Genomic DNA, 19,381 nt, shown 5'->3' with positions numbered 1-19,381 from the left:
TCGGAGGTACCCTATGTCGAAGTCGACCGCCAACTACCGCCCCGAAACCCGCCTGGTTCATTCCGGCACCCTGCGCTCGCAATATGGCGAGACCTCGGAGGCGCTATTCCTGACCCAGGGCTATGTCTACGACAGCGCCGAGCAATGCGAGGCGCGGTTCAAGGGCGAGGACCCCGGCTTCATCTATTCGCGCTACTCCAATCCCACCATCGCGATGTTCGAGCGCCGCATGATCGAGCTCGAAGGCGCCGAGGCCGCCCGCTCGGCGGCAACAGGCATGGCCGCGGTGACGACCGCGATCCTGGCACCGCTCAAGGCCGGCGATCACGTCGTAGCCTCGCGCGCGCTGTTCGGCTCGTGCCTCTACGTCGTGCAGGACCTGTTGCCACGCTACGGCATCGAGACCACGCTGGTCGATGGGCTCGATCTCGACCAATGGCAGCGGGCGCTGCGGCCCAACACCAAGACGTTCTTCCTGGAGAGCCCGACCAACCCGACGCTCGACGTGCTCGACATTCCCGCCATCGCCGAGATCGCGCACAAGGGCGGGGCGCGGCTCGTCGTCGACAACGTGTTCGCAACCCCGATCTGGCAGAGCCCGCTCGCGCTCGGGGCCGACGTCGTGGTCTATTCCGCGACCAAGCACATCGACGGCCAGGGCCGCTGCCTCGGCGGCATCATCCTGTCCTCGGAAGCCTTCATCGCCGAGCACATCCACAATTTCATGCGCCAGACCGGACCGTCGATCTCGCCGTTCAACGCCTGGGTCCTGCTCAAGGGCCTGGAGACGCTGGGCGTGCGGGTGCGCGCGCAGACCGAGACCGCTTCGCGTATCGCCGAGGTGCTGGCGAGCCACCCGAAGATTTCGCGGCTGGTCTATCCCGGCCGCGCCGATCATCCGCAGGCGGCATTGGTGAAAAAGCAGATGCGCGGCGGCTCGACCCTGGTCGGCTTCGAGGTCAAGGGCGGCAAGGCAGCCGCGTTCCGCGTGCTCAACGCGCTGAAGCTTGCGAGGATCTCGAACAATCTCGGCGATGCCAAGAGCCTCGTCACGCATCCGGCGACCACGACGCATCAGCGCCTGAAGCCGGAAGACCGCGCCGCGCTCGGCATCGGCGAAGGCTTCATTCGCTTCTCGGCGGGGCTCGAGCATGCCGACGATCTGATCGAGGACCTGACCGCGGCGCTGGAGCAGGCGTGATCTTGCTGACCCTCCCCTGGAGGGGGAGGGTCGATCGCGCGAAGCGCGAGCGGGGTGGGGTGATCTCTCCACTCGGGCACTGTTGGATGTGGATGGACCGTCACCCCACCCCGCTACGCATTCCGCTTCGCTGCATGCGTAGCGACCCTCCCCCTCCAGGGGAGGGTTAAAGCAAGCTACATCGGCCGGTACGTCCGCACGTCCGCGGGCACGTTGACGCCGAGCTTGATCTGGCCGACCGAGCGGATGATGTCGTCGCCGAGCAGCTGGGCGAAGCAGGCATAGCCCCAATCGTTCATGTGCAGGCCGTCGGCGATCACGAAGCCCTCGACCGGAATGGCCTGCTTCTCGTGCCAGTCACGCATCACCTCGAAGCGCGGGAAGATTCCGACGTGACGGAGCTCGGCGACCTTGCTGAGCAGCTTCACCATCTTGCCGGCGCTCTCGGCGCGCTGGTTGACCGCCGGCGAATATTGCGGATCGACCAGCACGATGTCGGCGCCGCCCGCGGCCTGGATGCGGCTGATGCCGTCCTCCACCATCTTGGCGGTTTCGCCGGGATCGAGATTGCGCAGCACGGCGTTGGTGCCGACCTGCCAGATCACGAGATCTGGATGCATGTCGATCACCTGCGTCTGAAGGCGCTTCATCATCTCGGGCGCGTCCTCGCCGCCGACACCGGCATTGATGACGCTGATGTCGGCGGTCGGATAGTGCCGGCGCAGCTGCGCGGCGAGACGATTGGGGTAATTGAACTCCGGCGAGCTCGCGCCGAACCCTTGAGTCGAGGACGAGCCGAACGCGACGATGACGACGGGCAGCCCGGCGACGAGCTTGCCCGCGACGTGCGGCAGCGAGCCCATCGCCTTCGAACCGCCCTTCGGCGGCTGGCAGGGCACGCGGTTGAAGATGTCGCTGGCGGACTTGGCGGCCTGCTTCACCTTGTCGATGGCACGCGCCGTGATGCCGCGCTGCTCGGGCGAGGTCGCAGCGACGGCGGTCTGGGAGGGCGAGGCGGGCGCGGGTTCAGCCGACTGCGCGGGGGCGGGTGTCGCCTGGACGGCCGGCGTCTGGGCATGCGATTGCGCGGCCGGCAGCAGCGACAGCAGCACTGCGGCTGCAGGCGCGGCCAGCCATGCCGTCAGGCAAAAAGGGCGGAGAGAACTCATTAACGCTAGACCTCAATTTTGCTGCTGGGCCGGCTCCCCACGGGCTGCGTCGATCACGAACTGTGCCAACGCCCGGCCAAGGCAATCATGGACCTGTTTCGCCAGCTCGGGCCCGCGGGACGGGCTGAACAGGTCGAACTGACCCTGGTCATTCCACTGCCGCATGATCGCGAAGCGATCGAACAGCGGAATGTCGTGCTCCTGCGCCACCACCCGCATGTTGTCGAGGTAAGGCGGCGCCGAGATCATGGTCTCCGTACGCGGGCTGTATTGCAAGTTCATCAAGACGACGTCAGCCCCTGCATTTTGCAGCGCAACAACCCCCTCGGTCACCGCGCTACGAAATTCGTCGGGATCGATGGATCGGATAGCATCCACGGTCCCGGTCTGCCAGATCACCAAAGTAGGCGCTTTTGCTTCCATCAGCTTAACGAAGGTGGACGCGGTCTCCTCTGCCGTCTTCTTGCTCTGTATTTCTACGGAGACGTGCACCACCTCGGACGCCGGCAGCTTCTCCTTGAGGATCGCCTCCATTCGCGCCGGATAGGAGCTGCTCTCCGAGGATGGAATCGTGGTCGAGCGGCTGCCGATGACCAGGATGTCGAGCGGCTTGCCGGCCTTGAGCGCATCGGCGACCTTTGTCAGTCGGCTTTCGCTGGTGAGCAGATAGGACGGCAGCTCACAGGCTGCGGGCGCATTATTGGTGGCGGCAGGCGCAGCATCGCCCGCACGCGCCAGGGACGCGGCGAGGCTACCGCATAGCAGGATCAGGCTCAGGAGAACCTTCGCCTTCATCAGCCCCCTCCCGCCAGATCGGCGTTGCCGACGGCGTTCTTGGTCTTCGTACCGCTTTTGTCAGCCACGCGCTTGTACCACGAAATCACCCAGGCTACGCCCCACATGATCAGCACCCCGGAGAGACTAATTAGCGCATGCATGGCCGCGCCGCCGGAGACTTCGGCGAGGATGAAATGGCCGGCAAAGGCCAGGAAGACGCCGAGGCAGAAGATCTCGAGGGAATGCTGCCCGCATAGAATCAATGGTCGCAGCCAGCGCGATTTCAAGCCCGGCCAGTCCCGGGGCAGGAAGCGCACGGTGAGCGCCGCCAGCGCTAGGAAATGCGTGAAGCGCAGCACGTCCAGATCGGTCTTGTTGATCGGATACATCCATTGCTCGACCAGCTTCGGCATGAACTGGGAGAGCTGCGGCACGTACCAGGTCAGCGTCACGTAGAACGACGCGATGAGATAGGCGATCGCCAGCCACATCGTGACCCGTGACGACAGAATGCGCGACATACGGCGCGCACCTCCGAGCGCGCACCATGCACCGAACACGAACAGCAATTGCCAGGCGAAGGGGTTGAAGGCCCAGAAGCCGTTCGGATACGCCGACAGGTAGAGATCATACTCCCAGGTCACCGCGTAGAGCACGACCGAGAGGGCGAGCGTGACGTCGGGCCGCCATTTCATCGACCACAGGATCAAGGGCAGCGCCAGCATCAGCACGATATAGAGCGGCAGCACGTCCATGTTGACGGGGCGGAAGCGGAGCAGCAGCGCCTGCACGATCGTGACGTCGGGCTGCTTGAGGAAATCCATGATGCCCATCTCTTCGGTGTAGAGCGGGTTCTCGAAGCTGGTCGCGACGTAGGAGATCTCGGCGAGGAAGATCGTGAACAGGAAGACGTGGGCGACGTAGATCTGCCAGACCCGGCGCAGGATGCGCGCGGTGGCGATGACGACGCCGCTCTCCAGCATCGCCCGGCCGTAGACGAAGGCGGCGGTATAGCCGGAGATGAAGATGAAGATCTCGGTGGCGTCGCTGAAGCCGTAATTGCGGATCGTGAACCAGGTCAGCACACTGGGCGGCAGATGATCGATGAAGATCAGCCACAGCGCGAGCCCGCGGAACAGGTCGAGCCGGAGCTCGCGCTCGCCGATGGCGGGCAGCGTGATGGCCGGCGCCCTCGCGCGCGGCTTCGCCCCCTCGGATGCGGCAGTTCCCGTGATCGTCGATCCCGTCACTTGGTCGGCAATGGTCATCGGGGCGCAAAAACCTTCCGCAAATCGCGGCGTGTCAAGGAGTGTACCGGTCCGGTCGTTACCCCGCAAAGCGGCCGGGTGCCATGGGGGTTTGCCGGTGCCTTCCCTGGGGTGTCATTCCCTTCGAATTCTGGCGGGACGATGTCGCCAAAGCCGTCCGCGGCGTTTGGTTCCGGAGCCGGATTTCGCTATGGTAGCAGCCATGTACCGCGCCGTGACCCGCCACATCGAAGTGACCGTCGAGCCGAACTTTGTTCCGGAGCAGTCGTCGGCCGATCGCTCCCGCTACTTCTGGTCCTACACCATCGTCATCACCAATTCGGGTGAGGAGACCGTGCAGCTCAAGACGCGGCACTGGATCATCACCGATGCCTCCGGCCGCCAGCAGGAGGTGAAGGGCGAGGGCGTGGTCGGCGAGCAGCCGATCCTGGCCCCCGGCGAGCGCTTCGAATACACCTCCGGCGTCCCGCTCTCGACCGCCTCCGGCTTCATGACCGGCCGCTACCAGATGGTCAGCGAAAGCGGCGAGCGCTTCGAGATCGACGTGCCGGCGTTCTCGCTGGACAGCCCGGACAGCAAGCGCGTGTTGAATTAGGGGCCTCGCTGCCGTGTCCCGGCTCTGCAGCGCACCGTGCCGGACGATGCTTCGCTTCGCCGGGGACGCTGCGCTGCGTCCGGGGCACAAGAGCGGAATATTAGACGCTCTCTCCACGTCATTGCGAGGAGCTCTTGCGACGAAGCAATCCAGAATCCCTCCGCGGATGGATTTCTGGATTGCTCCGCTGCGCTCGCAATGACGGAGGATGACGTAGCCGCATCGCTCTTCCCGCACCATCGCTTGCAGACACGCCTTCTTGTTCTCGCGGCCGATTTCGCCCGAGCTTTGCTTGCGTCTCCGCCCTCAAATCCAGGAGGGCGCAGGGAAGGCCGGGTGCCGACAGGCACCCGCGGTCCGCTGCGCAAAATGCACACGCAGAAGAACCGCACAGCAGCATATAGGTGGTGCCGATCACTCGGCCTTCCCTGCGCGGTGGTCGGACGGCTTATGCCGCGCTCTCCCGGGAGCCGAACTTTCCTTCTGGCCTCCCTCGCCGGTCGAATTGGCGATGCCGTCCGCCCGGTTGGGCTCGCGCGCATCTTCGATCCGGCTTGACCGTAGCAACGACGGCCAGGACCACACGGTTTTGCCGTACGCACGGCCCGTCCTTTCGCCGCAGTCTTTCCAGCCCTGTCGACGGAGCCGGAAACTTACGAGCGAGACGAAGCCTAGCAGCGCCGTTCGTCCGCACGCGGTTACGGACTCACAGGGACTACCCGCCCTGCCCGCACCTCTCGTGCCGACGCTGCCGCGTCCACCGCAAGCCCGGCTCGCGATCAAGCCGACCTCGAGATCGCCCCTCCTGGATGAGCCGGGATGGGCGACACATACGCCATTTCCGAATTTCGGTAAAGTGGAATATTTTCGCGCAGGTGGATTGACAGCGGGGGACACACCAGGTGCCGTAGCGCCGGAGGGTGGGCAAAGGCGCGCTCTTGCGCGACGTGCCCACGAATTCTCACCAGCCACACGCAGATCGTGGGCACGGCGCAAGTGCGCCTTTGCCCACCCTACGAGAGCTCGCTCACGCGTCTTCCACGCCGGCCTCGTGCGGGGTGAACTGGTAGACCGACGAGCAGAACTCGCAGGTCACGACCACCTTGTCGTCCTTGACCATCGCGGCGCGGTCGTCGGGCGAGAAGCTCTTGAGCATCGCGGCGACCGCATCGCGCGAGCAGGAGCACTGCGCCTTAAGAACCAGCGGATTGAACACCCGCACGCCGCGCTCATGGAACAGGCGGAACAGCAGCCGCTCGCCGGAGAGCTCGGGATCGATCAGCTCGACATCCTCGACCGTCTCGATCAGCGAACGCGCCTCGACCCAGGCATCGTCCTCGGTGACGGCATGCACCTCGACGCCGTCAGGCGCATCGCCCGGATGCAAGTCCGCCTGCCGCGCGCGCTCCGGCGCCTTCGGCAGAAACTGCATGAGCATGCCGCCGGCGCGCCAGCGATGCTTGCCGCCGTCGCTGGAGCGCCATTCCTCGCCGACCGCGAGACGCACCTTGGTCGGGATCTGCTCGGAGCGCAGGAAATATTCGTGGGCGGCGTCTTCCAGGCTGCCGCCATCGAGCGCGACCAGGCCCTGGTAGCGGCTCATGTCGGGGCCCTGGTCGATGGTCATGGCGAGATGACCGCGGCCGAGCAGCGCGCCGGAACGCATGCCGGATTCTTGGGCCTCGCCGAGACGCGCGGCATCGAAGCGGGCATAGGCGCGCAGGCGATCCGGCGCCTGGTAGTCCACCACCAGGAACGACACTGGACCGTCGGTCTGGGCCTGGAGAATGAAGCGCCCCTCGAATTTCAGCGCCGAGCCGAGCAGCGTCGTCAGCACGATGGCCTCGCCGAGCAGCTTGCCGACGGGCGCGGGATAATCGTGCTTGGTCAGGATGTCGTCGAGCGCCGGGCCAAGCCGCACCAGACGCCCGCGCACGTCGAGCGCATCGACCTCGTAGGGCAGCACGGCGTCATCGATCGGAATTGCGGATGGTGCGCGAACCGGGCCTTCGGACCCGGTCTTCATGTCAGGAGATTGGGAAACCATGGCGCTCTATCTGGGGTCGGAGGTGGGAAATGGAAGGGGCGCGGAGGTGGTGTGTTCCAGGTGCGGATTAAGCGGTGGCAAGCCGCTCAAATTCGATGTCGTCCCGGGGCGCGCGAAGCGCGAGCCCGGGATCCATAACCACAGGCTGCGATTTGGCGAAGACTGTTGGCGTCGCTCAGCCTGCCACAAGAGAGATTCCGCGGTATGGGTCCCGGATCGGCGCGCGCTTGTGGCGCGCTTGTCCGGGACGACAATTGTGTATGAGGCGGCAGCAGGGCCGCCAGCGCGGCTACTTCACCGCGTCGAAGCACCAGGCCAAGATGCCCTTCTGCGCGTGCAGGCGGTTTTCGGCCTCGTCGAACACGACCGATTGCGGGCCGTCGATCACTTCATCAGTGACCTCCTCGCCGCGGTGGGCGGGCAGGCAATGCATGAACAGGGCATCGGGCTTGGCGAGCGACATCAGCTTGCCGTTGACCTGGTAGGGCTTGAGCACGTTGTGGCGATGCTCGCCTTCCTTGTCGCCCATCGACACCCAGGTGTCGGTGACGACGCAATCGGCGCCGCGCACCGCGGCTTCCGGATCGGTGCCGAGCACGATCGGCGCGCCGGTCGCCTTGATCCAGTCGCGCATCGCCTTTTTCGGCGCGAGCTCCGGAGGGGTGGCGACGTTGAGCTGGAATTTGAAGCGCTCGGCGGCGTGGGCCCAGGACGCCAGCACGTTGTTGTCGTCACCGGTCCAGGCCACTATCTTGCCCTCGATCGGGCCGCGATGCTCCTCGTAGGTCATGAGGTCGGCCATCACCTGGCAGGGATGCGAGCGCCGCGTCAGGCCGTTGATGACGGGCACGGTGGCGTTGGCCGCAAGCTCGAGCAGCGCATCGTGATTGAGGATGCGGATCATGATGGCGTCGACATAGCGCGACAGCACGCGGGCGGTGTCGGCGATGGTCTCGCCGCGGCCGAGCTGCATCTCGGCGCCGGTGAGCATGATCGCCTCGCCGCCGAGCTGGCGCATGCCGACGTCGAACGACACCCGGGTCCGCGTCGAGGGACGCTCGAAGATCATCGCCAGCGTCTTGCCTTCGAGCGGCCGCACCGGCTGATGCGCCTTCTGCTTCGCCTTCATCGCGCTCGACGCGGCGAGCATGCGCTTGAGCTCCGACAAGGGCAGCTCGTTGATGTCGAGGAAGTGCTTCGGCGTCTTGGTCGGGGACTTGCTCATCAGCTTGCCGCCCGCTTGCTCTGGCCGGCCGACAATGCGGTGCAGGCCCGCTCCAGCCGCCCGACGCTGTCCTCGATCTCGGCTTCGGTGACGATCAAGGGCGGCAGGAAGCGCACGACATTGTCGCCGGCCCCGACGGTCAGGAGCTTTTCGTCGCGCAAGGCGGCGACCAGGTCGCCCGAGGGCACGACGGCCTTGATGCCGATCAGGAGGCCCTCGCCGCGCACCTCGCTGACGATGTCGGGGTGACGGTCGATCACCGAGGCGAGCTTCTGCTTGAGCAGCAGCGACATCTTCTGCACGTGGTCGAAGAAGCCGGGCTTAAGCATGACGTCGAGCACGGCGTTGGCCGCCGAGATCGCCAGCGGATTGCCGCCGAAGGTCGAGCCGTGCGAGCCGGGCCCCATGCCGGCCGCCGCGTCCGCGGTCGCCAGCACGGCGCCGATCGGGAAGCCGCCGCCGAGCGCCTTCGCCAGCGACATCACGTCAGGCGTGACGCCGGTGCGCCGATACGCGAACAGATCGCCGGCACGGCCCATGCCGGTCTGCACCTCGTCGAAGGCGAGCAGCAGGCCCTTCTCGTCGCAAAGCTGGCGGAGCGCCTTGAGGAACGCCGGCGGTGCCGAACGCACGCCGCCCTCGCCCTGGATCGGCTCGATCAGGATACCGGCGGTGTCGGGCCCGATCGCCTTCTTGACGGCTTCGAGGTCGCCATGCGGCACCTGGTCGAAGCCGTCCATCGGCGGACCGAACCCTTCGAGATATTTTGCCGATCCGGTCGCAGCGAGCGTCGCCAGCGTGCGGCCGTGGAAGGCGCCCTCGAAGGTGATGATGCGGTAACGCTCCGGATGCCCCTTGGAGAAGTGATGATGGCGCACCAGCTTGATCACGCCCTCCAGCGCCTCGGCGCCGGAATTGCAGAAGAACACCAGGTCGGCAAAACTCTCGTGGCACAGGCGCGCGGCGAGCTTCTCGCCGTCCGGGCTCTGGAACAGGTTCGACATGTGCCACAGCTTCGTCGCCTGCTCCTGCAACGCCTTGATCAGATGCGGGTGGCAATGGCCGAGCGCATTGACGGCGACGCCCGAGGTGAAATCGAGATAGCGATCGCCATTGGTTGCGATCAGCCAGCAGCCTTCGCCGCGTTCAAAACCGAGGTTGGCCCTGGCGAAAACGGGGAGCAAATGCGGGGCTGCGCTGTTAGTCATGACGGCCACTTGATGTTGCGGACGGTGTGAGGCGTGCATTGCGCAACGCACCATCCACCGGCCCGGAAAACGAAACGTGCCGCCTTTTAAGGGCGGCACGCACGACTATCTTAGGCCTGGTGAAACGGGTGTCAATGCCGCCCGAAAGCCCCAGAAAACGGTGGTGAAACGGTGATTCCGTAGTCTTGCGGTCGCGATTTTGCGGGTTTTTCACCACGGAACATGTGGAAGCGAGTCGGCGGACTCTTGCGCGTGAGTCACGCCATATTGTAGCGTTTGGATTGTCAGATACGACATCTCGTGCGGCAGTTCTGATCCCAAGAGTCCTCATGTACCGGCGTAAACGTTCGGGCGTCAGTTGCGCGCCCGGCGAGCCCTAAGGGATTCGAGCGGCACGGGTTTTTCGAGGCTTAGGCATTCGCCGCACGGACCGCCAGGATGGCAGCCGCGCGGCGAGGGAAAGGGTGCAATGACGGTTTTGACCTGGTCCGACGATCGCGTCGAGCAGCTGAAAAAGCTCTGGGAGGCCGGATTGTCGGCCAGCCAGATCGCAGCAGAGCTCGGCAATGTGACCCGCAATGCCGTGATCGGCAAAGTGCACAGGCTCGGCCTGTCCGGCCGCGCCAAGAGCCCTTCGTCGGCCGCGCCCCGGCCGCGCAAGGCGCGTCCCGCCCAGCACATGATGCGGGTGACGCGCCCCATCGCGCGCGGCAACACCGCGCTGGCGCAGGCCTTCGAGGTCGAGGTCGAGGCCGAACCCGTCACCTACGACAACGTGGTGCCGATGAGCCAGCGGCTGTCGCTGCTCGAATTGAACGAGGCGACCTGCCACTGGCCGGTGGGCGATCCCTCGAGCCCGGATTTCTTCTTCTGCGGCGGCAAGGCCCTGTCCGGCCTGCCCTATTGCGCCCAGCACTCGCGCGTGGCGTATCAGCCGGCGGCGGATCGGCGCCGCGCGGCACCGAAGCCCACGCGCTGAGCGAGATTTAGCTGATCGCAAACGCGGCAGTCGTCACACGACGGCGCCTCAAGACATCCGATGTCGTCCCGGACAAGCGCGCCACAAGCGCGCGCAGATCCGGGACCCATAGCCACCGCAGGATGTGGTTAGGGGGACTCGGAGTTACCTATTTCGTGTAACAATCACTTGCTGTGGTTATGGATCCCGGATCTGCGCTGACGCTTGTCCGGGACGACACCGATACTGTGGCGGCAACTCGCTAGACCACCTCACCCGCCCTTACGTCTGCTCCGCCTTCGCGAAGCGATCGTCCAGTGCGTAGCCGGCGCCGCGGACGGTGCGGATCGGGTCCTGCTCGCGGCCGAGATTGAGCAGCTTGCGCAGGCGGCCGATATGGACGTCAACGGTGCGCTCGTCGATGTAGATGTCGCGGCCCCAGACGCTGTCGAGCAGCTGCTCGCGCGAGAACACGCGGCCGGGATGCTCCAGGAAGAACTCCAGCAGGCGATATTCGGTCGGGCCGAGATCGATCGGGCGGCCGGAGCGCGCGACGCGGCGCTTGTCGCGATCGAGCTCGATGTCGCCATAGGCCAGCACGGTCGCGAGCCGCTCGGGGCTGGCGCGCCTGAGCAGGCCCTTCACGCGCGCCAGCAGCTCCGGCACCGAGAACGGCTTGACGATGTAGTCGTCGGCGCCGGTCGCAAGGCCGCGCACCCGCTCGCTCTCCTCGCCGCGCGCGGTGAGCATGATGATCGGCAGCTGCTTGGTCTCGGGCCGGGTGCGCAGGCGCCGGCACAGCTCGATGCCGGAGAGGCCCGGCAGCATCCAGTCGAGCACGATCAGATCGGGAATGTGTTCCTTGAGGCGGGTGTCGGCGTCGTCGCCGCGCATCACCGTCTCGACGTCATAGCCGTCGCCTTCGAGGTTGTAACGCAGAAGCTCGGTGAGAGCTTCCTCGTCCTCAACCACCATAATGCGTGCGCCCATGTTGTCGTCGCTCCTTGAGGTCTTCAGGTATTCGGGATCGTCGTGGCGAACGTGGTCATGTCGCCCTTCGGCCGCTTGTCGGTGATCGCCTGGCCCTCGATCATGTAGAACACGGTCTCGGCGATGTTGGTGGCGTGGTCGCCGATGCGCTCGATGTTCTTGGCGCAGAACATCAGATGGATGCAGAACGAGATGTTGCGCGGATCCTCCATCATGTAGGTGAGGAGCTCGCGGAACAGCGAGGTGCAGATCGCGTCGACCTCCTCGTCGCCCTTCCACACCGCCATCGCCGCCGGCAGATCGTGCGCGGCATAGGCGTCGAGCACGCTCTTGACCTGCTGCTGCACCAGGTCGGTCATGTGCTCCAGGCCGCGGAACAGCTTGAGCGGATGGAAGTCGGTCTCCAGCGCGGCGACGCGCTTGCCCATGTTCTTGGCGAGGTCGCCGATGCGCTCGAGGTCGGTCGCAACGCGCATGGCGCCGACGATCTCGCGCAGGTCCACCGCCATCGGCTGGCGGCGGGCGATGGTGAGCACGGCGCGCTCCTCGATGCGCTTCTGCAGCGCGTCGAGATCGGCGTCGATGGCGACGACGCGCTGGCCGAGCGCGACGTCGCGGCGGATCAGCGCATCGACGGAATCGACGATCATGCGCTCGGCGATGCCGCCCATCTCGGCGACCAGGCGCGTGAGCTCCTGGAGGTCGGTGTCGAAGGCCTTTGCGGTATGTTCGGTACCCATGTTGCGTCTCCTCAGCCGAACCGGCCGGTGATGTAGTCCTGCGTCCGCCGGTCGGTCGGCGACGTGAAGATCTTGCTGGTGTCGTCGAACTCGATCAGCTCGCCGAGATACATGAAGGCGGTCTTGTCGGAGACGCGCGCCGCCTGCTGCATGTTGTGGGTGACGATCGCGATCGTGTAGTTCTCGGACAATTCCTGGATCAGCTCCTCGACCTTGGCGGTCGAGATCGGGTCGAGCGCCGAGCAGGGCTCGTCGAACAGGATCACCTCGGGCCGCACCGCGACGGTGCGGGCGATGCAGAGGCGCTGCTGCTGGCCGCCGGAGAGCGACAGACCGGAGGCGTTGAGCTTGTCCTTGACCTCGTTCCACAGCGCGCCGCCGCGCAGCGCCTTCTCGACGCGGTCGTCCATCTCGGACTTGGAGATCTTCTCGTAGAGGCGGATGCCGAAGGCGATGTTCTCGTAGATCGTCATCGGGAACGGGGTCGGCTTCTGGAACACCATGCCGACCCGGGCGCGCATCAGGTTGAGGTCGAGCTTGGGGTCGAGGATGTTGGTGTGGTCAAGCAGCAGCTGGCCGGTGGCGCGCTGGCCCGGATAGAGGTCGTACATCCGGTTGAAGATGCGCAGCAGGGTCGACTTGCCGCAGCCGGACGGGCCGATGAAGGCGGTGACGCGGTTGGTGCCGAGCGCCAGGTTGATGTTCTTCAGCGCATGGTGCTCACCGTAGTAGAAGTTGAGGTTGCGCGCGGTGACCTTGGCCGGCGCCTCGGGCAGCGGCTGCGAGCCGGGGTGAACGGTCGGCGCGCTGACGGAAACAGACATTTCACTCATTTTGCAGTCCTCTCGGCACCAAGGATGCGGGCGCCAATGTTCAGGGCAAGCACGGTCAGGGTGATCAGCAGCGCGCCGCTCCAGGCGAGCTGCTTCCAATAGGCGTAGGGGCTCTGCACGAAGTTGTTGATGGTAACCGGCAGGTTCGCCATCGTCTTGTCCAGGCCGAGGCTGAAGAACTGGTTGGACAGCGCGGTGAACAGCAGCGGCGCGGTCTCGCCGGCGACGCGCGCCGTGGCGAGCAGCACGCCGGTGATGAGGCCGGAGCGCGCGGCGCGGTAAGCGATGCGCTTGATCACCAGCGAGCGCGGCAGGCCCAGCGCGCTGGCGGCTTCGCGCAGCGGGTTCGGCACCAGCAGCAGCATGTCCTCCGTGGTGCGCACCACGACCGGGATCACGATCACGGCGAGCGCCAGCGCGCCGGCGATCGCCGAGAAGCCCCGCATCGGCACCACCACCGCGCCGTAGATGAACAGGCCGATGATGATCGAGGGCGCCGAGAGCAGGATGTCGTTGATGAAGCGGATCACCGAGGTCAGCCTGTCGTTGCGGCCGTACTCGGCGAGATAGGTGCCGGCGAACAGGCCGAGCGGGGCGCCGATGCCGACGCCGATCACGGTCATGATGATCGAGCCGACGATGGCGTTGCGCAGGCCACCATCGGTCGAGCCCGGAGGCGGCGTGTCCGCGGTGAAGATCTGCACGTTGAGGCCGCTGACGCCGTTGTAGAGCAGCGTGACCAGGATGAGCGCGAGCCAGGTGACGCCGAACGCTGCGGCGGCGATGCAGAGGCCGCGGATGACGACGTCCCAGCGGCGGCGGCGTGCATAGATCGGGTTCATGGCTTCACTTTCCGGCCTTGGTTTCCAGCCGCATCAGCATCAGCCGCGCGGCCGCGAGCACGAAGAACGTCAGCACGAACAGCAGCAGGCCGAGCAGGATCAGGCCGGACTGGTGCAGGCCGTCGCTCTCGGCGAACTCGGATGCGATCGCCGCCGAGATCGTCGTGCCCGGGGCGAAGATCGAGGAGGAGATGCGGAACGAATTGCCGATGATGAAGGTCACCGCCATGGTCTCGCCGAGCGCGCGGCCCAGCGCCAGCATGACGCCGCCGATGATGCCGACGCGGGTGTAGGGGATCACCACGCTGCGGACGACCTCCCAGGTGGTGCAGCCGACGCCGTAGGCGGCTTCCTTCAGCACCGGCGGCACCGTCTTGAACACGTCGACCGAGATCGAGGTGATGAAGGGCAGCACCATGATGGCGAGGATCAGGGCGGCGTTGAACAGGCTGAGATAGGACGGGGGACCTGCGAAGATCGCGCCCAGCACCGGGACGCCGTCGAACACCCTGATCATGAACGGCTGGAAGGTGTTGGCCAGGAACGGGCCCAGCACGAAGAAGCCCCACATGCCGTAGATGATCGACGGGATTCCGGCGAGCAGCTCGATCGCCATGCCGATCGGGCGGCGCAACCATTGCGGACAGAGCTCGGTGAGGAAGATCGCAATACCGAGACCGACCGGAATGGCGATCAGCATCGCGATGAAGGAGGTGACGAGCGTGCCGTACATCGGCCCGAGCGCGCCGAGCACGGGCGGATCGGCCGACGGCGCCCAGCGCTGCGTCCACAGGAAGGAGAGGCCGTATTCCTTGATCGCCGGGAACGCGCCGACGACCAGCGACATGATGATGCCGCCGAGAATGAGCAGCACCGAGATCGCGGAGAGCCGCGTGATCCAGTAGAAGGTGACGTCGCCGAGCTTGAACGCGCCCAAGGCCTTGGCACGGTCATACGGTCCGGCGTCGTCGATTACATCGCTCTGAACGGCCATCTCTGCCACGCCGATCCCCTGTACCCGTTTTATACACTTGTTTTTGGTGCCGTGCCCCGGATGCGGTGCAGCGCGAAGCGGTGCGCCGCTGATCCGGGGCCTGGCGTTTTTTAGGGTCCCGGCTCTGCGGAGCGGCACACTGGACGATGCTTCGCATCGCCAGGGCCGCACCGCGTCCGGGACAGGAGCTGAGGGCCTCAGCTCTTGATCTCGGCAGCCCAGGTCTTCTCGATCTGCTTGACGACGGTGTCGGGCATCGGGATGTAGTCGAGCTCCTCCGCCATCTTGTCGCCCTTCTCGAACGCCCACTTGAAGAACTTGATGGCTTCCTGGGACGCCGCCTTGTCGGTCGCATCCTTGTGCATCAGGATGAAGGTCGCGCCGGTAATCGGCCAAGATGCTTCACCGGGCTGGTCGGTCAGGATCACATAATAGTTCTTGGAGCCGGCCCAGTCGGCGTTGGCGGCAGCAGCCTGGAAGGCCGCAACGGTCGGCTGCACGGCCTTGCCGGCCTTGTTGATCAGGGCGCCGTAGGTCAGCTTGTTCTGCTTGGCGTAGGCATACTCGACATAGCCGATCGAGTTCTTGGTCTGGCTGACATTGCCCGCGACGCCTTCATTGCCCTTGGCGCCAACACCCGTCGGCCACTCGACCGCGGTACCGGCACCGACCTTGCTCTTCCACTCGGCATTGGTCTTCGTCAGGAAATCGGTCCAGATGAACGTGGTGCCGGAGCCGTCCGACCGACGCACGACGGTGATGGCGTCCGAGGGCAGCTTCACGTTGGGATTGAGCTTGGCGATCGCCGGGTCGTTCCAGGTCTTGACCTTGCCGAGATAGATGTCGCCCAGCAACTCGCCGGAAAACACCAGCTCGCCCGACTTGATCCCTTCGAGATTGACGACCGGCACCAAGGCACCCATCGCCTGCGGCCACTGGATCATTCCGTCCTTTTCGAGCTGCTCAGCCTTGAGGGGCATGTCGCTCGCGCCGAAGGTGACGGTCTTGGCCTGGATCTGCTTGATGCCGCCGCCCGAACCGATCGACTGGTAGTTCAGACCGTTGCCGGTCTCCTTCTTGTAGGCGTCGGCCCACTTGGAATAGAGCGGGAACGGGAACGTCGCGCCGGCGCCGGTGATGTCGGCCGCAAAGGCTGCGGTCGCCGATGCGGCGACCAAGCCGGCAGCGACCATCGTCTTGAGGAAATTCATGCTGGTCTCCATTGGGGGGAGCGAAGCGCCATCCGCGCCCGATCGCGCTCCCCACGCCGCCCATGTAGGAGCGGTCCGCTGTGCTTTTACGAAGGTTTCGTGACAGCTGGATGACACCGACAAGCGATTGATATTGCTTGTATTCAGGCGGCGGCGGGAGTCTTGATCTGGGGAAAACAGGCGGTGAAAGTGGCGCCCTGCCTGGGCACGCTTTCGATCAGGAGCCGGCCGCGATGGCGGTTAAGAATATGTTTCACCAGCGATAATCCGAGGCCGGTGCCGCCCTGCGAACGGCTGTCGCCGACGTCCACGCGGTAGAACCGCTCGGTCAGCCGCGGCAGGTGCTCGGGCGCGATGCCGGGGCCGAAATCGCGGACCATGATCCGGATTTCCTGAGTTCCGTCAGTGGCCGCGCCCGAGGTCAGCGACACGATGACACGTCCGCCGGAGGCGCCGTATTTGAGGGCGTTCTCGATCAGATTCTCGAACAGGCGGAGCAGCTCCTCGCGGTCGCCGGCGATCATCACCGGGCTATCCGGCAAATGGATCTCGACCTCGACCTGGCGCTCGCGCGCCAGCGGCTCGAGCCCGTCGGCGACCTGGCGGATGATCGGCAGGAGATCGACCAGGGTGTCGGGCCGGACATGGGCCGACAGCTCGACCCGCGACAGCGACAGCAGATCGTCGATCAGGCGCGCCATGCGGGTGGCCTGGTTGTGCATGATGCCGAGGAAGCGCTCGCGCGCCTTGGGATCGTCCTTGGCCTGCCCCTGCAGCGTGTCGATGAAGCCCGAGAGCGCGGCCAGCGGCGTGCGCAGCTCGTGGCTGGCATTGGCGACGAAATCGGCTCGCATCTCCTCGACCCGGCGCAGCGGCGTCTGGTCGTGGAAGGTCATCAGCATGCATTTGTCGGCGCCACCGAAGCTGGTCGGCACCGGCACCGGCGTGATCATGAGCTCCATCCAGCGATCGACCGGGACATGATCGAGATAGGTCGCGCGCCGCGGCTCGGTGGTCGCGATCGCCTCGCGCAGCGCCGTGATGATCTCGGGCGAGCGCAACGCGAACTGGGCGAGCTCGTTCCTGCGCAGCGCCGGCGCGAGCTGGGCGGCGGCGGCATTGAGGTGGATGACGCGGCCGGCGCGGTCGAGCAGCACCGCCGGATCCGGCATGCCGGAGACCACCGCGGCCACCGCCGCGCTCTCGACCGGGTTGATGCGCCCGACGTCGTCGCGCGAAGCGGCGGGATCATGCAGGCGCCACGGGATCAGCGCCGCGGCGGCGATGCAGAGGAACACCGCAATGGCGTGCAGCGCCGACAATTCGCCGAGCGAGACCACGACGGACAGCGCCAGCGCCGCAGCGATCAGGATGATCGTCGAGTGCCGCAGCCGGTCGGACCAGGGCTGAGCGGAGGGAGAAGATGGGGCGTCGATCGCCATCGGGGCGGACTTCTCCTGCGGGCTTGTCTCAAGGCCTGGCGCCGTCAGGCGCCGCTGTCGCTACGCTCTCTCACATAAGCGGCTTCGCGCGCCGGGCCGGGGTCAAGCTTGAGCGCGGCCTGCTGCAGGCGCTTCGATCGTGCGCCGATGATAACTTCACGAAACGTCAGCAAGATTACAGAGATGACGAACGGGGACAGATAATAGAGCACCCGGAACAGCAGCATGCCGCCGAGCAGCTCTTCGCGGTCCATCTGCCAGAGGCCGACCAGCATGGCGGCGTCGAACACACCGAGCCCGCCGGGCGAATGGCTGGCGAAGCCGAGCAGCGTCGCCGACACGAAAATCACCGCGACCACCACGAAGCCGACATTGGGCTCGTCAGGGACCAGCACGTACATCGCCAGCGCACAGAAGCCGAGATCGATGATGCCGATCGCGATCTGGAGCAGCGTCAGCGGGCCGCCCGGCAGCACCACGGTCCAGGGCCCGCGGCCGACCACGCGCGGCTGGGTCCAGACCCAGACCACGTAACCGACCAGGCCTGCGATGAGCATCAGCGCCAGCGTCCGGTTCAGCCACGGCGGCAGCTGGTCGATCGAGGCGGCGGCCTCGGGGTGATAGGCGATGCCCAGGCCAAGCACGGCGGCATTGCCCAGCCAGAAGGTCAGGCCGGCGAGAAAGCAGATCTTGGCGACGTCGATCGCATTCAGCCCATAGGCCGAATAGATGCGATAGCGCACCGCGCCGCCGGTGAAGACGGAGGCGCCGACATTGTGGCCGATCGAATAGGAGGTGAAGGCGGCGAGCGCGTTGATGCGGTAGGGCACATGGTCGCGGCCGATCGCGCGCACGGCGAACAGGTCGTAGAAAGTCAGGGTGAAATAGCCCGCGGCGACGAACAGAGCCGCCATCGCAATCTGGGTCGGCTCGGTGCTCTTGATCGCCTCGAGGACCTCGTTGAAGTCGATGCCGCGCAGCATGTGGTAGAGCACATAGCAAGCGATGCCGATGACCGCGACGCTGATCACAACGCCAAGCTTATGCAGGACTTGCTTCTCGCGCAGAAACGACGTCGCCCTGCGTATGGCTTCCAGCATCTAGACCTCGAACAACGCTTCAGCGGCCAGAACGGCCGGCGGACAGGCGGACGGCACACAGGCACGCGACGACCCCTCGCCGCCGGCTCCGGCATCGCGCATGCCCCCTGCCCCTCCACTAGCGCGTTTTGGGGCGGAGTGGAATTCGCCAATTCGAACAAAAACACGTGCCTTCAATATTTTAGGCAGGGTCCTGGCTCCTGATGCGGGGTTTGGCGCCTCTAGCGGCAAGGCTTGACGCGAATCTCCCTGGCGATCCTGCGCAGAGGCCATGAAGTTTTGATGATTTCGGCCGCACAATGTTCCGTCACGCCTTAGGCTGACGTCAATCTATGGACGGCGCGCGGCTGTTGAAAGAGGGCGGCTCCGGACCGCATTGAGGACTCCCGATGCGCCGGAAGGTCGCGGCACCGAAAGGCAGGCCGGGGAGCGGCCGGATCGCCGCGCCGACAGGCGCCCGGTCCGATCCTCGCGGGCCGCAGGCTCAGGCCGCAGGCTGGCTGCGCGCGACCACGCGGTCGCGCAGCCAGGCGCCGATGGTGCAGCCGACGAGGTAGCAGGCGAACATGATCAGGCCGAGGTCGAGCCAGTAGCCGAAGCGGCCGGGGACCACATGGGCGAACGAGGCCGCGACCAAGGCGGCGACGAGCGCGGCGAGCCAGCGCGCGGTCACCTTCGAGGTGCCGTTGCCGCGCTGGACCACCGAGATCCAGCCCATGCAGAAGCCCAGCAGCACCGAGCCGATCAGCCAACCCAGATGGAACGAGACGAGATAGGGCAT

General features: G+C 65.7%; 18 protein-coding genes. 3 read left to right on the top strand and 15 right to left on the bottom strand.

Going from position 1 to position 19,381, the window contains the following annotated elements:
* The first annotated feature begins 13 nt into the window (after positions 1-13).
* Positions 14-1,201 carry an O-succinylhomoserine sulfhydrylase gene (locus tag WI560_RS02120; RefSeq protein WP_375306709.1) on the top strand — a complete coding sequence of 396 codons (1,188 nt, stop codon included), beginning with the start codon at positions 14-16 and terminating at the stop codon, positions 1,199-1,201.
* A gap of 176 nt (positions 1,202-1,377) precedes the next feature.
* Here the strand turns inward: WI560_RS02120 and WI560_RS02115 are convergent, their stop codons facing one another.
* From WI560_RS02115 to WI560_RS02105, 3 genes are read right to left on the bottom strand one after another with little or no spacing between them, the layout of a single operon-like run.
* Positions 1,378-2,370: an SGNH/GDSL hydrolase family protein gene (locus tag WI560_RS02115; RefSeq protein WP_375306708.1), complete on the bottom strand. Its 993-nt coding sequence runs from the start codon at positions 2,368-2,370 to the stop codon at positions 1,378-1,380.
* A 12-nt stretch (positions 2,371-2,382) separates the two neighbouring features.
* Positions 2,383-3,165, bottom strand: coding sequence for an SGNH/GDSL hydrolase family protein (locus WI560_RS02110; RefSeq protein ID WP_375306707.1), 783 nt, complete (start codon positions 3,163-3,165; stop codon positions 2,383-2,385).
* A complete protein-coding gene (locus WI560_RS02105) occupies positions 3,165-4,415 on the bottom strand; it encodes an OpgC domain-containing protein (RefSeq protein WP_257178566.1) in 1,251 nt (416 codons plus the stop codon). The genes WI560_RS02110 and WI560_RS02105 overlap by 1 nt, the downstream gene beginning before the upstream one ends.
* A 202-nt stretch (positions 4,416-4,617) precedes the next feature.
* Here WI560_RS02105 and apaG point away from each other — a divergent pair, with 202 nt between their 5' ends.
* Positions 4,618-5,010: a Co2+/Mg2+ efflux protein ApaG gene (gene apaG / locus WI560_RS02100; protein ID WP_028138966.1), complete on the top strand. Its 393-nt coding sequence runs from the start codon at positions 4,618-4,620 to the stop codon at positions 5,008-5,010.
* A gap of 1,027 nt (positions 5,011-6,037) precedes the next feature.
* Here apaG and WI560_RS02095 read toward each other — a convergent pair.
* The 3 genes from WI560_RS02095 to WI560_RS02085 form a co-directional block, all read right to left on the bottom strand.
* Entirely contained in the window at positions 6,038-7,057 is a 1,020-nt protein-coding gene (locus WI560_RS02095; RefSeq protein ID WP_375306706.1) for an Hsp33 family molecular chaperone, read from the bottom strand.
* 289 nt (positions 7,058-7,346) lie between these two features.
* On the bottom strand, positions 7,347-8,282 hold the full coding sequence (argF, locus tag WI560_RS02090) for an ornithine carbamoyltransferase (RefSeq protein ID WP_375306705.1): 936 nt from the start codon (positions 8,280-8,282) through the stop codon (positions 7,347-7,349).
* Entirely contained in the window at positions 8,282-9,490 is a 1,209-nt protein-coding gene (locus WI560_RS02085; RefSeq protein ID WP_257197580.1) for an aspartate aminotransferase family protein, read from the bottom strand. The genes argF and WI560_RS02085 overlap by 1 nt, the downstream gene beginning before the upstream one ends.
* Positions 9,491-9,959: 469 nt before the next feature.
* On the opposite strand from WI560_RS02085, the gene WI560_RS02080 reads away from it, so the two are divergent.
* Complete coding sequence (locus WI560_RS02080; RefSeq protein ID WP_257179407.1) at positions 9,960-10,469, top strand: GcrA family cell cycle regulator; 510 nt, start codon at positions 9,960-9,962, stop codon at positions 10,467-10,469.
* Positions 10,470-10,730: 261 nt separating this feature from the next.
* Here WI560_RS02080 and phoB read toward each other — a convergent pair whose 3' ends face one another.
* From phoB to WI560_RS02035, 9 genes are all read right to left on the bottom strand, one after another.
* Entirely contained in the window at positions 10,731-11,438 is a 708-nt protein-coding gene (phoB, locus tag WI560_RS02075; protein ID WP_008143479.1) for a phosphate regulon transcriptional regulator PhoB, read from the bottom strand.
* Positions 11,439-11,461: 23 nt separating this feature from the next.
* Positions 11,462-12,178, bottom strand: coding sequence for a phosphate signaling complex protein PhoU (gene phoU, locus WI560_RS02070; protein ID WP_094892504.1), 717 nt, complete (start codon positions 12,176-12,178; stop codon positions 11,462-11,464).
* Positions 12,179-12,189: 11 nt separating this feature from the next.
* Positions 12,190-13,011 (bottom strand): phosphate ABC transporter ATP-binding protein PstB, encoded by an 822-nt coding sequence (pstB, locus tag WI560_RS02065; protein ID WP_375306704.1) that lies wholly within the window; start codon positions 13,009-13,011, stop codon positions 12,190-12,192.
* Positions 13,008-13,853, bottom strand: a complete 846-nt coding sequence (pstA, locus tag WI560_RS02060; RefSeq protein WP_375306703.1) for a phosphate ABC transporter permease PstA — start codon at positions 13,851-13,853, stop codon at positions 13,008-13,010. Before pstA ends, pstB begins: the two co-directional genes overlap by 4 nt.
* A gap of 4 nt (positions 13,854-13,857) precedes the next feature.
* Positions 13,858-14,847: a phosphate ABC transporter permease subunit PstC gene (gene pstC, locus WI560_RS02055; RefSeq protein WP_375161988.1), complete on the bottom strand. Its 990-nt coding sequence runs from the start codon at positions 14,845-14,847 to the stop codon at positions 13,858-13,860.
* 197 nt (positions 14,848-15,044) lie between these two features.
* Positions 15,045-16,058: a phosphate ABC transporter substrate-binding protein PstS gene (gene pstS, locus WI560_RS02050; RefSeq protein WP_257179405.1), complete on the bottom strand. Its 1,014-nt coding sequence runs from the start codon at positions 16,056-16,058 to the stop codon at positions 15,045-15,047.
* 143 nt (positions 16,059-16,201) lie between these two features.
* A complete protein-coding gene (locus WI560_RS02045; RefSeq protein ID WP_375306702.1) occupies positions 16,202-17,500 on the bottom strand; it encodes an ATP-binding protein in 1,299 nt (432 codons plus the stop codon).
* 44 nt (positions 17,501-17,544) lie between these two features.
* The gene (locus WI560_RS02040; protein ID WP_257179403.1) at positions 17,545-18,600 is read right to left on the bottom strand and encodes a lysylphosphatidylglycerol synthase domain-containing protein; all 1,056 of its coding nucleotides are present in this window, start codon (positions 18,598-18,600) and stop codon (positions 17,545-17,547) included.
* A gap of 484 nt (positions 18,601-19,084) precedes the next feature.
* Complete coding sequence (locus WI560_RS02035) at positions 19,085-19,381, bottom strand: hypothetical protein (RefSeq protein WP_375306701.1); 297 nt, start codon at positions 19,379-19,381, stop codon at positions 19,085-19,087.

It is taken from the genome of Bradyrhizobium sp. A11, assembly GCF_042077125.1.
Lineage (GTDB): Bacteria > Pseudomonadota > Alphaproteobacteria > Rhizobiales > Xanthobacteraceae > Bradyrhizobium > Bradyrhizobium japonicum_B.
The sequence above is the reverse complement of the archived record's forward strand: the minus strand, read 5'-3'. Positions and strand labels throughout refer to the sequence as shown.

Bases quoted from the DNA above. Each gene is read 5' to 3' on its own strand.
- WI560_RS02120 (WP_375306709.1), top strand. From the start codon at position 14: ATGTCGAAGTCGACCGCCAACTACCGCCCCGAAACCCGCCTGGTTCAT.
- WI560_RS02115 (WP_375306708.1), bottom strand. From the start codon at position 2,370: ATGAGTTCTCTCCGCCCTTTTTGCCTGACGGCATGGCTGGCCGCGCCT.
- WI560_RS02110 (WP_375306707.1), bottom strand. From the start codon at position 3,165: ATGAAGGCGAAGGTTCTCCTGAGCCTGATCCTGCTATGCGGTAGCCTC.
- WI560_RS02105 (WP_257178566.1), bottom strand. From the start codon at position 4,415: ATGACCATTGCCGACCAAGTGACGGGATCGACGATCACGGGAACTGCC.
- apaG (WP_028138966.1), top strand. From the start codon at position 4,618: ATGTACCGCGCCGTGACCCGCCACATCGAAGTGACCGTCGAGCCGAAC.
- WI560_RS02095 (WP_375306706.1), bottom strand. From the start codon at position 7,057: ATGGTTTCCCAATCTCCTGACATGAAGACCGGGTCCGAAGGCCCGGTT.
- argF (WP_375306705.1), bottom strand. From the start codon at position 8,282: ATGAGCAAGTCCCCGACCAAGACGCCGAAGCACTTCCTCGACATCAAC.
- WI560_RS02085 (WP_257197580.1), bottom strand. From the start codon at position 9,490: ATGACTAACAGCGCAGCCCCGCATTTGCTCCCCGTTTTCGCCAGGGCC.
- WI560_RS02080 (WP_257179407.1), top strand. From the start codon at position 9,960: ATGACGGTTTTGACCTGGTCCGACGATCGCGTCGAGCAGCTGAAAAAG.
- phoB (WP_008143479.1), bottom strand. From the start codon at position 11,438: ATGGGCGCACGCATTATGGTGGTTGAGGACGAGGAAGCTCTCACCGAG.
- phoU (WP_094892504.1), bottom strand. From the start codon at position 12,178: ATGGGTACCGAACATACCGCAAAGGCCTTCGACACCGACCTCCAGGAG.
- pstB (WP_375306704.1), bottom strand. From the start codon at position 13,011: ATGAGTGAAATGTCTGTTTCCGTCAGCGCGCCGACCGTTCACCCCGGC.
- pstA (WP_375306703.1), bottom strand. From the start codon at position 13,853: ATGAACCCGATCTATGCACGCCGCCGCCGCTGGGACGTCGTCATCCGC.
- pstC (WP_375161988.1), bottom strand. From the start codon at position 14,847: ATGGCCGTTCAGAGCGATGTAATCGACGACGCCGGACCGTATGACCGT.
- pstS (WP_257179405.1), bottom strand. From the start codon at position 16,058: ATGAATTTCCTCAAGACGATGGTCGCTGCCGGCTTGGTCGCCGCATCG.
- WI560_RS02045 (WP_375306702.1), bottom strand. From the start codon at position 17,500: ATGGCGATCGACGCCCCATCTTCTCCCTCCGCTCAGCCCTGGTCCGAC.
- WI560_RS02040 (WP_257179403.1), bottom strand. From the start codon at position 18,600: ATGCTGGAAGCCATACGCAGGGCGACGTCGTTTCTGCGCGAGAAGCAA.
- WI560_RS02035 (WP_375306701.1), bottom strand. From the start codon at position 19,381: ATGCCCTATCTCGTCTCGTTCCATCTGGGTTGGCTGATCGGCTCGGTG.